The organism is Saccharopolyspora sp. ID03-671, assembly GCF_045278815.1.
GTDB lineage: Bacteria > Actinomycetota > Actinomycetes > Mycobacteriales > Pseudonocardiaceae > Saccharopolyspora > Saccharopolyspora ipomoeae.
Map to the genome: position 1 here is coordinate 3,607,563 of NZ_CP134054.1, position 13,180 is coordinate 3,620,742.

Here is a 13,180-nt window from a genome sequence, read left to right on the forward strand (position 1 = left end):
TCGCCCCGGATCACAGACCCGGCAGGCCCAGGTCGCCCAGGCCGCCGCCCAGACCACCCGTCAGCGGGCCCATCTTCTGCGCCTGCAGCTCCTGCGCGGCCCGGTTGGCGTCGCGCACGGCCGCGACGACCAGGTCCGCCAGCGTCTCGGTGTCCTCCGGATCGGCCGCCTTCGGGTCGATCACCAGGCCCTTGAGCTCACCGGAACCGGTGACCGTCGCGGTCACCAACCCGCCGCTCGCGCTCCCGGTGACCTCCGCCTCGGCGAGCTCCTGCTGCGCAGACATCAGCTGCTCCTGCATCTTCTGCGCCTGTTCCATGATCTGCTGCATGTTCGGCTGGCCACCTGGCTGCACCGTTGACTCCTCCGTAGGCCGGGCAAATACCCCCAGCAATGGGGCACAAGTCCAGCGTAGAGGTTGGTGCGATTGACTCCGAACTCACCTTGCTTGGCGGTGCGGGTAGCGGAACCTCAGCGGCCCGCCGGCTGCGAGAGCGGTGGGCACGCCTCGCAGCTCCGCCGCTTGCACGCGAACTCCACCGGGGCTCGGTCCCTTGGTCGTCGTCACCCGACGTGAAAAGGTGCTCACGTGACGCTGGAGATCTCGCGGCTGCTGGACCTGACCACCTGGCGCGCGTTCGACGTGACCGACGACGGGCGGGTGCTCGCGGGCTGCGACGAGTCCGGCTCGGTGCAGCTCGTGGAGCTCGCCGAGGACCGGCGCACCGAGCTGACCGCCCTCCCCGGCGCCGTGTCCGGCCGCTACCTGCCCGGCGAGCGCGCCGTGGTCGTGCAGCACGACAGCGACGGCAACGAGCGCGGCCAGCTCTCGCTGCTCCGGCTCGACGACCGCCGCAGCAGGCCCGCCCCGCTGTCCGAGCTGGAACCGCTGGTCCGCGACCCCGACCACGTGCACCGGCTGCTCGACGTGCTGCCCGGCCGCATCGTCTACGCCACCAACCGCCGCAACGGCGTCGACTTCGACGTGATCATCCGCAGCGTCGCCACCGGCGAGGAGCACGTGGTCCACGACGGGGGCGGCATGGTCGCCGAGGTCTCGGTCTCCCCCGACTCGCGGTTCGCCGCGATCACCGTGCCCGCCGCGAAACCCCTGTCGGACCAGGTGATCCTCGCCGACACCATGCCCGAGACCGGAGCCGACCGGCGGCGCGAGCTCACCCGCCGCGACCTCGCCGCCCGGCACCTGCACCCCGGCTGGCACCCCACCGGGCTCGTCGTGACCAGCGACGCCGACCGCGACCGCACCGGCATCGCGCGCCTCGACCCGCGCACCGGCGACCGCCGCTGGCTGATCACCTCCGACGCCCACGACCTCAGCGGCAGGCTCTCCCCCAACGGGCGGACCCTGCTGGTGACCACCGCCGTCGACGGCGCGCACCGGCTCGCGCTGCACGACGCCGGAACCGGCGAGCACCTGATGGACGTCGCGCTGCCCGCCGAGGGCTGGTGCGGCTACCCGCTGCCCGAACCCGCCTGGTCACCGGACTCCCGGTTCGCCGCCGTGTCGTTCAGCTCCCCCACCACCCCCGGCGACGTGCTGCTCGTCGACACCGCGACCGGGACCTGCAAGCCGCTCACCTTCTCCGCGGCGCAGCTGGCGGGCGAACCCCTGGCCGAACCCGCCGTGCACCGGGTCCCGGCGCGCGACGGCGAGCAGATCCCGTGCTTCCGCTACGCCCCCGCGGAACCCGACGGGTCCGCGGTGCTGATCATCCACGGCGGGCCGGAGAGCCAGTCGGTGCGCGCGTTCCACCCCCTGGTGCAGGCGATGGTCGCGCGCGGGCACACCGTGCTGGTGCCCAACGTCCGCGGCTCCACCGGCTACGGCAAGCGCTGGTACTCCGCCGACGACACCCGCCGCCGGCTCGACTCCGTCGACGACCTCGCCGACCTGCACCGATGGCTTCCCGCGGTCGGACTCGACCCGAACCGCGCGGCGCTGTGGGGCGGGTCGTACGGGGGCTACATGGTGCTGGCGGGCCTGGCGTTCCAGCCCGAGCTGTGGGCCGCGGGCGTGGACATCGTCGGGATCTCCTCGCTCGTCACGTTCCTGGAGAACACCGCGCCGTACCGGCGCGCGCACCGCGAGCGCGAGTACGGCAGCCTCACCGACGACGCCGACTTCCTGCGCGCCGCGTCCCCGCTCAACCGCGCGTCCGCCATCGCCGCACCGCTGTTCGTGCTGCACGGCGCCAACGACCCCCGGGTGCCGCTGAGCGAGGCCGAGCAGATCGTGGAAGCCGTGCGCGCCAACGACGTCCCGTGCGAGTTCCACGTCTACCCCGACGAGGGGCACGGTCTGGCCAAGCGCGCCAACCGGCTCGACGCCTACCCGAAAGCGCTGGACTTCCTGGGACGTTGGCTGAGCTGAGCCGGGTTCAGCCTTCGAGGCGGCGAGCGCCCATCACGCGCTCGAACATCTCCACGGCCCTGGCGTCCGGGTCCGGGCCGACGCGCGCACCGGCCTCCATCGGCGAGGACTCGGCCATCATCGACTCGGCGTCCTCCTCGTCCTGCGGCTCCGGACTCTGCTGGGGCCCCGGACTCCGCTGGGGATCCGGCTTGCGCTCGGGTTCCGGGGGCGGCGGGACGTCGTCCGGCGGCGGTGGCTCCTCGTCCGGCGGTTCCGGCGGGGGCGGGATGTCGTCGGGCTCCGGCGGACGCGGCACCGAACCACCGCGCGCACCACCGGGATTCCGCTGACCGTTGCCGGAGGGCTTGGCCTCCGGCGGCTTCGGCTGCTCGGCGTGCTCGGACCGAGCGGGCTGGGCCTGCTGGTTCTGCGCCTGCTGGTTCTGGGCCTGCTGGTTCTGCGCCTGCTGGTTCTGGGCCTGCTGGGGCTGCGCGGGGGCTTCCCGGCGCTGCGGCGGCTGCTTCGGCGGCGCGGCCGGACGCGCCGGTGGGGCGGCTCCGGCCTCGACGCACTGGATGTCCCACTCGCCGCCGACGACCTCGCGCAGCGCCTCCTTGACGAAGTTCAAGCGGCGTTCCTGCGCGAGCTGCTTGACCAGCCCGGACGTCGGCATCGACAGCACCAGCGCGCCGTCGTTGAGGTCCTGCACGGTGGCGTTGAGCAGCAGCGCCTGCGTCGGCCGGTTGCGCTTGGCCACGCCCTGCAGCACGTCGGTCCACACCCGGCGCACGGCGGCGGCGTCGAACCCGCTCGGCGCGGACGCCGCAGGAGCGGCGGCCGGTGCGGGCTCAGCGGGCTGAGCCGGAGCGGGCTCGGGTTCCGGCGCGCGCTGCGGCGCCGGTTCCGGAGCGGGTTTCTCCTGCGCCGCAGGGGTTTCCGCCGGGTTCGGCGCGGACGCCTCCTGCTCGGCCTCGGCGGCGGCGCGCTCGTGCGGGCGCTGGAAGACCCGCTTGGGCTTGTCCCCGTCACCCGACGCGGCGGGCGCAGGCGCACCGGGTTCGGCGGCCGGGGCCTCGCCGGGGGCGATGGTCATCCGGCGCTCGACGCGCTCAAGTCGTTGCAGCAGCGCGGTTTCCGAGTCCGACACGGCGGGCAGCAGCATCCGGGCGCACAGCAGTTCCAGCAGCAGTCGCGGTGCGGTGGCGCCGCGCATCTCGGACAGTCCGGTGTGGACGATCTCGGCGAACCGGGACAGCGTCGCCGCACCCAGCTGCTCGGCCTGCTGCTGCATCCGGGTCAGCTCGTCGCCCTGGGTCTCCACCAGACCGCGGTCGCCCGCGTCCGGCACCGAGCTGAGCAGCACCAGGTCGCGCAGCCGGTCCAGCAGGTCGGAGCCGAAGCGGCGCGGGTCGTGCCCGGCCTCCACCACCTTCTCGACCGTGGCGTAGACCGACGCGGCGTCGCCCGCGGCGAGCGCGTCGACCATGTCGTCGATGAGCGCGACGTCGGTGACGCCGAGCAGCGCCACCGCCCGGTCGTAGGTGACGCCCTCGTCCCCGGCTCCGGCCAGCAGCTGGTCGAGCACGCTGAGCGTGTCGCGCGCCGAGCCGCCACCGGCCCGGATGACCAGCGGGTACACCGCCGGTTCGACCTTCACGCCCTCGTCGTCGCAGATGCGCTCGGTCAGCTCGCGCATCACGCCCGGCGGCATCAGCCGGAACGGGTAGTGGTGGGTCCGGGACCGGATGGTGGTGAGCACCTTGTCCGGCTCGGTGGTGGCGAAGACGAAGATCAGGTGTTCGGGCGGCTCCTCCACGATCTTCAGCAGGGCGTTGAAGCCCTGCGTGGTGACCATGTGGGCCTCGTCGATGATGAAGATCCGGTACCGCGACTGGGCGGGCGCGAAGAACGCGCGGTCCCGCAGCTCGCGGGTGTCGTCCACGCCACCGTGGCTGGCCGCGTCGAGCTCGACGACGTCGACGCTGCCGCCGCCCTCGGGCGCGAGCGCCACGCACGAGTCGCACTCGCCGCACGGGTCCGGGGTCGGGCCCTGGGCGCAATTCAGCGACCGGGCCAGGATGCGCGCGCTGGAGGTCTTGCCGCAGCCGCGAGGCCCGGAGAACAGGTAGGCGTGGTTGATCCGCCCGGCGGCCAGCGCGGTCCGCAACGGCTCGGTGACGTGTTCCTGCCCGGCGACCTCAGCGAAGGTCGCCGGACGGTACTTGCGGTAAAGGGCGAGCGCCACGGTCGGAACCCTACGCGGTCGGACTGACAACTCGGACGAGGGTGAGCTTCCCCCGGAAAGTAAGGGGACCCCGTGCACCCGTCAGAGCCCGCTTACCCTTGCTGCCTTCCGGCCCTGGGGGAGTTCACAGGATGGACGCCGCACGAGGTCCACGGACAGTGTACCCAGACGCCGCGACAGCTCGAAGAACCGGGGGCCGCGACCCGCGTCACCAGCGCTCTCCGCCGCTCAGGCCCCCCAGCGGAATCGCCGGAGTCCCCTGATAGGCTTCCGCACGGAGGATTGGCCGAGCGGCCTAAGGCGCACGATTGGAAATCGTGTTGGGTTGATAGCCCTCACGGGTTCGAATCCCGTATCCTCCGCTCGCGAAGAGCCCCGGACCACTCGGTCCGGGGCTCTTTCTCGTCTTCCGGGTAGAACTCCCCTGTGCAGCGGGCCGCTGCGGCCGCACCGTTCGGACCAGGCGAACGCGCGCGAGCGGAGCGGAGGCGGCTGTCGTGGGGATGACGATCGAACAACTGCGGGAACGGGTGCGCGGACCGGTGATCACCTCCGCCGATCCCGGCTACGACCAGGCCCGAGTGGTGTACAACGCGATGATCGACCTGCACCCGCAGGCCGTGGTGCGCTGCGCGAACGCCGGCGACGTGGCAGCGGTGGCCGACTTCGCGCGGGACAACGCGGTGGATCTGGCGGTGCGCGGCGGCGGGCACAGCGTGCCGGGGTTCGGCACCTGCGAGGGCGGCGTGGTGGCCGACCTGTCCGGGATGCGCGGTGTCCGCGTCGACGCCGAGCGGCGCACCGCCCGCGCGGAGGGCGGCGCGACCTGGGGCGACTTCAACGCGGCCACGCACGCCTACGGACTGGCCACCACCGGCGGCATCATCTCCACCACCGGGATCGGCGGGCTCACCCTCGGCGGCGGCATCGGCTACCTCGCCCGGGGTCTCGGGCTCTCCTGCGACAACCTCGTCTCGGCCGACGTCGTGCTCGCCTCCGGCGAGATCGTGGTGGCCGACGAGCTGCGCAACCCCGATCTGCTGTGGGCGCTGCGCGGCGGGGGCGGCAACTTCGGCGCGGTGACGTCCTTCGAGTACCGGCTCAGCCCGGTGAGCGAGATCTACGGCGGCCCGATCTTCTTCGACCTGGAGCACGCGGCGCAGGTGCTGCGCGGTTTCCGCGACCTGATCGCCGAGGCGCCCGAGCAGCTCGGTGCGTTCCCGGCGTTCCAGATCGCGCCGCCGCTGCCGTTCATCCCGGAGCAGCGGCACGGCGTCGCGCACATCGCGGTGGTGACCTGCTGGGCCGGTCCCGCCGAGGACGGGCCGGCGGCGGTGGCGCCGCTGCGCGACCTGGCTCCGGTGGTCGCCGAGCACGTCGGGCCGATGCCCTACCCGGCGCTCAACTCGGCTTTCGACGCCCTCGTCCCGCCCGGCCTGCAGCACTACTGGAAGGCGAACTTCGCCACCGAGCTGACCGACGACATGATCGCCGCCCACGTCCAGCACGGGCCGCGCGTCCCGGTGGTGAACTCGACGGTGCACATCTACCCGATCGACGGCGCCTGCCACCGGGTCGCGGCGGACGAGACGGCTTTCGCCTACCGGGACGCGAACTTCGCGACGGTGATCGCGGGCATGTGGCCGGATCCGGCGGACAACGAGGCCAACATCGAGTGGGTCCGGGACTACTACGCCGCGACCGCTCCGCACTCCGAGGAGGGCGGCTACGTCAACTTCATGGCCGCCGACGACCAGGGACGCGTCAAGGCCAACTACCGGCAGAACTACGACCGCCTGGCCGAGATCAAGCGCCGCTACGACCCGGACAACCTCTTCCACCTGAACCAGAACATCATCCCGTGAGCTCGGGGACGGACCGACGGGAACGGCTCGGCAGGACTCACCAAGATCCACCGCCCCGGGCGCGGACACGCAAGAGGGCCGGTCCCGATGGGACCGGCCCTCTGCCGAGCGGTAGCGGTGGGATTCGAACCCACGGTGGCTGTTAACCACACGCGCTTTCGAGGCGCGCTCCTTAGGCCGCTCGGACACGCTACCGCCGATAAGGCTACCGGCACCCTCCTCACCGACTGCGACCGGGGGGCACCCCGGAGCCCTCCGGGGTCGTCACCCCTGGTCACCCGGGTGCGGGTGCGGGAGTCGGACAGTTTTAGCCATAACTGACCATGATCGATGTCCGTTTTGTCCGGTCAATTATGGCTAAAACTGTCCCCTGGTGACGCCCCACTCCCGGGACGGACCTCGCGGTGGGTGGTGAAGAAGGATTCGAGGAGGGCTGCGGACTCGTCGGCGAGGACGCCGCCGACGACCTCGGGGCGGTGGTTCAGCCGGTTGTCGCGGACCACGTCCCAGAGCGATCCGACCGCGCCGGTGCGCGGTTCCCAGACGCCGAAGACGACCCGCGCCACCCGGGACAGCACGAGCGCGCCCGCGCACATGGTGCAGGGTTCGACGGTGACCGCCAGGGTGCAGCCCTCCAGGCGCCAGCCGTCGCCGTGCGCCCGCGCGGCGGCGCGCAGGGCGAGGACCTCGGCGTGAGCGGTGGGATCGCCGTGGGCCTCGCGGCGGTTGCACGCCTCGGCGATGACCCGGCCTTCGGCGTCGGCGACGACGGCGCCGATCGGCACGTCGCCGGTGGCCGGCGCGTCGGCGGCCACCCGCAACGCGGCCCGCACCAGCTCGACGTCGCCGGGACGGGCCTCGGTGGTGTTCACCGCTCCATCTTCTCCAACAGGGCCGAGAAGTCGTCACCGAACCCGCAGCGCTGGGCGATCATCTCCAGCTGCTCGTCCGGGTAGAGGTCGACCTCCTCGATGATGACCAGCAGCTCGCCCTCGGGGAGCCCCAGGTCGGACAGGACCGCGAGGTTGCCCTCCGGCCAGACCTCCTCGTCGTCCTCGTCCGGAGGATCGACGCGCAGCAGGTCGAGCACGTCCGCGGCGATGTCGTAGTCGAGCGCCGCCGCGGCGTCGGACACCAGCAGGTCCACGCCGCCGGGCACCGGCCTGATCAGCACGAAGAACTCGTCGTCCACATTGCACATTCCGAACACCGCGCCGGTGGAACGCAGCTCGCGCAACGCCGTGATCGAGGCGTCAAGGCCGGTCAGCACCGAGTTGTCCATCGCGCTGCACCGCCACCGCCCGTCTTCTCGGACCACGGCGACGGCGAAGCCAGCGACCGGCTCCTGCACCGTCATGGAGACACCGTAAAGCGTACGAAGGCCACCCGAAAGCACTATTGCGACGGTCGTAACCATCAGGGGACGGATTGCGCTCAACCGGGTGCGTGCGAATCGGCGCCGTCGGGCAGGATGGACGGATGCGTGCCGTGTGCGTGATCGGACTGGGACTCATCGGCGGATCGGTGCTGCGGGCCGCGTCCGGCGCCGGGCGCCCCGCGTGGGGTGCGACCGCGTCGGAGGCGGACGCCGCCGCAGCGCGTGACGAGGGTTTCGAGGTGCTCGAAACCGATTCGGCGCTGCGCAGGGCGAAGCAGGAGGACGCCCTGGTGGTGATCGCGGTGCCGCTGACCGCGGTCCGCGAGGTGCTGCGCAAGATCGCGGAGTTCCACCCGGGCGCCTGGCTCACCGACGTGGTCAGCGTGAAGGACCCGGTCGACTTCGAGGTCCGCAAGCTCGCGCCGAACGCCCGCTACGCCGGTGGTCACCCGATGGCGGGAACCTCGTCCTCCGGTTTCGCCGCCGGATCGGGTGAGCTCTTCCGGGGAGCGGCGTGGGCGGTGACGATCGAGGAGGCCACCACGATCGAGGCGTGGCGCGAGGCCGCGCAGCTGGCGCTGGACTGCGGCGCCCACGTGGTCCCCACTGGCGCGGCGGCCCACGACGACTCGGTCGCCAGGATCTCGCACCTGCCGCACCTGTTCGCGGCGATCCTCGCGACGGTCGGCGCGGACGGCGGTCCGCTGGCGCTGTCGCTGGCGGCGGGCTCGTTCCGGGACGCGACCCGGGTCGCGGGCAGCAACCCGGAGCTGGTGCGCGCGATGACCGAGGGCAACAAGGCCGCCCTGCTCGACGCGGTCGACGACGCGCTCGGCCGCCTGGGCGCGGCCCGGGGCTCGCTGGCCTCGACCGGAGGACTGAAGTCCACACTGGACTCGGGCCACGACGCCCGGAACCGCCTCGAAGCCGTGGCCTCGGGCGAAGGCACCACGACCTCCTCGGTCCGCCTCCGCCCCGAAGCCCTCCCCCGCCTCCGCGACCTCGGCGAACTCGGAGGCCGCGTGACCGCGATCCACGAGGACCAAGCCACAACAGAAGTCCCAATGGGATAAGCAAAACCACCGCCAGGCAACCGGCGAAGCCGGTTTCTCCTTACCCCACCTAAGCAACTGGCACCGCCGCGGGTTCTGAGCGCCTTCGTGGCGAGTACGCCGGGACGCCGCGTATTCACATGCTCAAGGAGCGGCGCACGGAGTCCACGGAGGCGCTCAGGTTCCGCCACCCGCACCGCTGAGCAGAGCGACCACGGACAGTAGAAGAAGCAAAAGAAGAGGTCGCCCTGTGCGTGGGGGCGACCTCTTCTATGGTGCGCTCGACCACTGGTCGGGACTTTCTCCAGTCCCGCTGCCAGCTTCGGCCGGAGCGCCGTTGTCCGGGTGGTTCACTGCCCGGGCGGGGGCTGCTCCTCGTCTCCGCCGCCGCCGAAGAGGCCCTTGCCCTTCTCGACGGCCTGGTCGACCTGGTCTTCGTGGCCGAACTTGTCCTTGGCCATGTCGCCGGCCTTGTCCATGCCCTGCTCGACCTTGTCGCCGTGCTCTTCGCCGAGGTTCTGCAGCTTGTCCTTGAAGTCTCCGAAGCCCATGGTGCTCCTTCCCAGGCCTTGTGAAAAGCCTTGTCGACCGCTCCCGGCGAAGCTAAGCCCGCCGAGCTCTCCGTGCTCGCCGCAACACCCCGCTGCTCACTCTTCCGAGTGAGACCTTGCGCGGGTCGTGCGGCGGATCTACCGTGAACTGACCGCGTGACCGGATTGACGATTCCGGTCATCACGTCACGAAGGAGAGTCATGACCCAGCCCACCGACCGAGCCGACCGCATCCTCGACGCGGCGGGCGAGCTCATGGTCCGGCTGGGCTACCGCAAGGTCACCATCGACGACATCGCACGCCGCGCCGAAGTCGGCAAGGGCACCGTCTACCTGCACTGGCGCACCAAGGAGCAGCTGTTCGAGGCGCTGATCATGCGCGAGTCGATCGGCATGCTCAACGAGCTGACGGAGGCGATGCGCGCCGACCCCGCCGAGGCGCGGCCGCACCGGTTCTTCCGCCGCAGCTTCCTGCTCACCGCGCACGACCCGCTGATGAAAGCCCTGGTCACCGGGGACACCGAGCTGCTCGGCAACCTCAAGCGGTTCGGGCGCAGCGGGGAGGCGCAGCGCTTCGGCGACCGCTACCGCGAGCTGATCTTCAAGCACCGGCTGCTCCGCGACGACCTGCCGAACGCGTACCTGGCGCTCACGGCAACCGCGAGCGGCTTCCACTTCACCGACGCCATCAACCCGGACTTCGCCGCCCTCGCGGACGAGACCAAGGCCGACGCGCTGGCGCACACCATCCGCGCCGCCTTCGAGCCCGAGGGCGAACCCGATCCCTCGTCGCTGGCCACCGTGGCGAGCGAGATCGGCAACCTCTTCGACGAGCTCAACGCGCAGTTCCGGGAGTGGATCTACACACCACCGCGCAGCGGCTGAGACCCGGCCGCGATTGGGGGCACGACATGACCGCACTGGCCGACACCTGGGGGATCAACGCGGCGCAGTTCTGGCTGCGCGGCGAACGGCCGGACCACGAGGTCCGCTACGACGAGAGCACCGGCATGTGGGAGGTCCACGGGTACCCGGAGATCCTGCGGGCGCTCAGCGACCCCGCCACCTTCTCCTCCCACACCCAACGACTCGTCCCGGAGGCCGGCGGGTTCTCCGAGGGCAACCTGGTCCAGATGGACCCGCCGGACCACCAGAAGCTGCGGAAGCTCGTCAGCCACGCCTTCACGCCGAAGGTGGTGGCCGATCTCGAACCGCGCATCGCCGGGCTCACCACCGAGCTGATGGACGGCATGGGCGAGAAGAGCGAGCTGGTCACCGACCTCGCCTACCCGCTGCCGGTGATCGTCATCGCCGAGCTGCTCGGGGTTCCCGCGAGCGACCGCGACCGGTTCAAGCGGTGGGTGGACGGGATGTTCAACTCCACCAACAAGGTCTCGCTCAAGGACCGCTCACCGGAGGACGAGGAGTACTTCAACTCCGCGATGGAGCTCGTCGGCGAGCTCGTCGCCTACCTGGGCGAGCACGTCCGGGAGCGCCGCCAACGCCCCCGCGAGGACCTGCTGACCAAGCTGGTCGAGGCCGAGGTGGACGGGGTCCGGCTCAGCGACGCCGAGATCACCAACTTCGGCATGGTCCTGCTGGTCGCCGGGCACATCACGACCACGATGCTGCTGGGCAACACGCTGCTGTGCCTGGACGCGCACCCGGACCAGTTCGAGCGGGTGCGGGCGGACCGGTCGCTGGTGCCGCACGCGATCGAGGAGTCGCTGCGGTTCCTGAGCCCGTTCGCCGCGGTGTCGCGGGTGACCGAGACCGACACCGAGCTCGGCGGCGTCCGGATCCCGGCGGATCAGATGCTGCTGCTGTGGGTCGCCTCCGCCAACCGCGATCCGCGCCAGTTCACCGATCCGAACGCCTTCGACGTGACCCGGGACCCGAACCCGCAGATCGGGTTCGGCCGCGGCATCCACTTCTGCCTCGGCGCTCCGCTGGCCCGGCTGGAGGGCCGGATCGCGCTGAACCTCCTGCTGGACCGCTTCCCGCGGCTGCGGACCGACCCGGACGACGCTCCGCGATTCCTCCCCAGCCCCAACATGACCGGGGTCAGCAGGCTGCCGCTGCTGCTGGGGTGACCCCGGCGTTCCGGCGGTGGAGTTCGGGTCAATCCAGAACTCCACCGTCCGGGGATCGGTGGACGTGTGGTGCGAGGGCCGAATCGGCCGTCGTCGTGGAGTTCACCCGCAAACCACCCTTTCGGATTCCTTTTCAACACCCAATGTGACAATGCGGGAAAGCGGCCACTTCGCAGCGTGAATTGAGTTGATACAAGCAACGGTTCGCAGCGGAAACACTTTCCGGTGAACACCCCGTCGGCGAATCTGCACCCCAGCGGCGCGGCAGGTACACCTTGAATTGCCCGATTCCGGGTCATCGTGATCCGGAAATATTCAATGGGTCAGTCGAATGGGAAGGAAGGCAATTATGCGCTCGCTGGTTCGCCCCCTCGTGGTCGGCGCTCTCGCCCTGCCCCTCGTGTTCGCCGGAGCCGGCCTCGCCTCCGCCGCGGAGATGCAGCCGCGAGACGGGGTCTGCGACGTCTTCTCCTGCAACTGGTTGGACCAGGACACAAGCGTCGAGGACAACGACACCGATACTTCCGTCATCAACGCGGGCATCATGGGCTGACCCATCCCCGTACCGAGGCCCCGCCGGCCACACCCGGCGGGGCCTCACCCACGTCCCGCAGCTACGCCTCCGACCTGGGTGCTCCTCGGAACGTCGCGCGGTAACCGCTCGGCGAAACACCGAGTTCGGTTTGCAGGTGTTGGCGCAGCGATGCGGCAGTTCCGAATCCGGAATCGCTCGCGATTCTTTCGACCGGTAGGTCGGTTTCCTCCAATAGACGTCGCGCGAGTTCCACGCGTTGCCCGGTAATCCACTGCAACGGGGAAATGCCGACTTCTTCGCGGAATCGTCTGGTGAAAGTCCGCACGCTCAACGCGTCCTGCGCGGCGAGCTCCCGCAGCGCGATCGGCCGGTCGAGGTGCTCCAGCGCCCACGCCCGCGCCCGCGCGGTCGTCGACACCGCAGGTTCTGGCACCGGCCGACGGATGTACTGCGCCTGACCGCCCTCCCGGTGGGGCGGCACGACCGTGGTGCGCGCGACGTCGTTGGCCACCGCCGCCCCGTGGTCGCGCCGGATCAGGTGCAGGCACAGGTCGATGCCCGAGGCCTCCCCCGCCGAGGTCAGCACGTCCCCGTCGTCGGTGTAGAGCACGTCAGGAACCAGCTCGACCTGCGGGAACAGTCGTCGGAAGTGCTCGCAGGACTTCCAGTGCGTGGTCGCCCTCCGGCCGTCGAGCATCCCGGCGGCGGCCAGCACGAACGCCCCCGTGCAGATCGACGCGATCCGCGCGCCGTCCGGGATCCGGGCGAGCGCCGCCGCCAGGTCGGCGGGCAGTCTCCCCTCCGTCTCGGTCTCGTCCGGCTCGTGGCTGGCGGGCAGCAAGACCGTGCGCGCGTCGTCCAGCGCTTCGGGACCCCGTTCGACGTGGATCGGGAAGTCGGCGTCGGTGCGGATCACCCCTGGCACGACGGCGCAGGTCACGACCTCGTACAGCGGGTCACCCGAGGACGAGCGGGCGCAGCCGAAAAGCTGGTGCACCAGCCCGAGCTCCATCGGCATCACGCCGTCGCGGACCAGCACCGCCACCCGAGTCGTCATGGCCCGATCCTTGCACATGTTGGCCATCGG

12 protein-coding genes, 2 tRNA genes and 1 other RNA gene are annotated in these 13,180 nt (G+C 71.1%); 7 read left to right on the plus strand and 8 right to left on the minus strand.

Annotated elements, in window-relative coordinates:
- Window positions 1–10 precede the first annotated feature (10 nt).
- Window positions 11–331, minus strand: a complete 321-nt coding sequence (locus REH65_RS16520; RefSeq protein ID WP_281458376.1) for a YbaB/EbfC family nucleoid-associated protein — start codon at window positions 329–331, stop codon at window positions 11–13.
- A gap of 258 nt (window positions 332–589) precedes the next feature.
- Between REH65_RS16520 and REH65_RS16525 the strand changes: the two genes are divergently transcribed.
- Window positions 590–2,392, plus strand: a complete 1,803-nt coding sequence (locus tag REH65_RS16525) for a S9 family peptidase (protein ID WP_406688227.1) — start codon at window positions 590–592, stop codon at window positions 2,390–2,392.
- Between the two features lie 7 nt (window positions 2,393–2,399).
- On the opposite strand, the gene REH65_RS16530 is transcribed toward REH65_RS16525, so the two are convergent.
- Complete coding sequence (locus REH65_RS16530) at window positions 2,400–4,619, minus strand: DNA polymerase III subunit gamma and tau (protein ID WP_406688228.1); 2,220 nt, start codon at window positions 4,617–4,619, stop codon at window positions 2,400–2,402.
- Between the two features lie 59 nt (window positions 4,620–4,678).
- Window positions 4,679–4,773, minus strand: an RNA gene (gene ffs / locus REH65_RS16535) — signal recognition particle sRNA small type.
- 122 nt (window positions 4,774–4,895) lie between these two features.
- On the opposite strand from ffs, the gene REH65_RS16540 reads away from it, so the two are divergent.
- Window positions 4,896–4,981: transfer RNA gene (locus tag REH65_RS16540), tRNA-Ser, on the plus strand.
- A gap of 141 nt (window positions 4,982–5,122) precedes the next feature.
- Window positions 5,123–6,484 (plus strand): FAD-binding oxidoreductase, encoded by a 1,362-nt coding sequence (locus tag REH65_RS16545; protein WP_406688229.1) that lies wholly within the window; start codon window positions 5,123–5,125, stop codon window positions 6,482–6,484.
- Window positions 6,485–6,593: 109 nt separating this feature from the next.
- On the opposite strand, the gene REH65_RS16550 is transcribed toward REH65_RS16545, so the two are convergent.
- The 3 genes from REH65_RS16550 to REH65_RS16560 form a co-directional block, all read right to left on the minus strand.
- Window positions 6,594–6,679 (minus strand) — tRNA-Ser (locus tag REH65_RS16550).
- A gap of 152 nt (window positions 6,680–6,831) precedes the next feature.
- The gene (locus REH65_RS16555; RefSeq protein WP_406688230.1) at window positions 6,832–7,356 is read right to left on the minus strand and encodes a nucleoside deaminase; all 525 of its coding nucleotides are present in this window, start codon (window positions 7,354–7,356) and stop codon (window positions 6,832–6,834) included.
- Window positions 7,353–7,841, minus strand: a complete 489-nt coding sequence (locus tag REH65_RS16560) for a tRNA adenosine deaminase-associated protein (RefSeq protein WP_281458362.1) — start codon at window positions 7,839–7,841, stop codon at window positions 7,353–7,355. The genes REH65_RS16555 and REH65_RS16560 overlap by 4 nt, the downstream gene beginning before the upstream one ends.
- A gap of 122 nt (window positions 7,842–7,963) precedes the next feature.
- On the opposite strand from REH65_RS16560, the gene REH65_RS16565 reads away from it, so the two are divergent.
- Entirely contained in the window at window positions 7,964–8,935 is a 972-nt protein-coding gene (locus REH65_RS16565; protein WP_406688231.1) for a prephenate dehydrogenase, read from the plus strand.
- A gap of 329 nt (window positions 8,936–9,264) precedes the next feature.
- Here REH65_RS16565 and REH65_RS16570 read toward each other — a convergent pair whose 3' ends face one another.
- A complete protein-coding gene (locus tag REH65_RS16570; RefSeq protein ID WP_281458360.1) occupies window positions 9,265–9,465 on the minus strand; it encodes an antitoxin in 201 nt (66 codons plus the stop codon).
- A 201-nt stretch (window positions 9,466–9,666) separates the two neighbouring features.
- Here REH65_RS16570 and REH65_RS16575 point away from each other — a divergent pair, with 201 nt between their 5' ends.
- The 3 genes from REH65_RS16575 to REH65_RS16585 all read left to right on the plus strand — a co-directional run bounded on the left by REH65_RS16575 (window position 9,667) and on the right by REH65_RS16585 (window position 12,111).
- On the plus strand, window positions 9,667–10,350 hold the full coding sequence (locus tag REH65_RS16575; RefSeq protein WP_406688232.1) for a TetR/AcrR family transcriptional regulator: 684 nt from the start codon (window positions 9,667–9,669) through the stop codon (window positions 10,348–10,350).
- Between the two features lie 26 nt (window positions 10,351–10,376).
- A complete protein-coding gene (locus tag REH65_RS16580; RefSeq protein ID WP_406688233.1) occupies window positions 10,377–11,558 on the plus strand; it encodes a cytochrome P450 in 1,182 nt (393 codons plus the stop codon).
- Window positions 11,559–11,907: 349 nt separating this feature from the next.
- The gene (locus REH65_RS16585; RefSeq protein ID WP_406688234.1) at window positions 11,908–12,111 is read left to right on the plus strand and encodes a hypothetical protein; all 204 of its coding nucleotides are present in this window, start codon (window positions 11,908–11,910) and stop codon (window positions 12,109–12,111) included.
- A 61-nt stretch (window positions 12,112–12,172) separates the two neighbouring features.
- Here REH65_RS16585 and REH65_RS16590 read toward each other — a convergent pair whose 3' ends face one another.
- Complete coding sequence (locus REH65_RS16590; protein ID WP_406693183.1) at window positions 12,173–13,177, minus strand: GlxA family transcriptional regulator; 1,005 nt, start codon at window positions 13,175–13,177, stop codon at window positions 12,173–12,175.
- Window positions 13,178–13,180 lie beyond the last annotated feature (3 nt).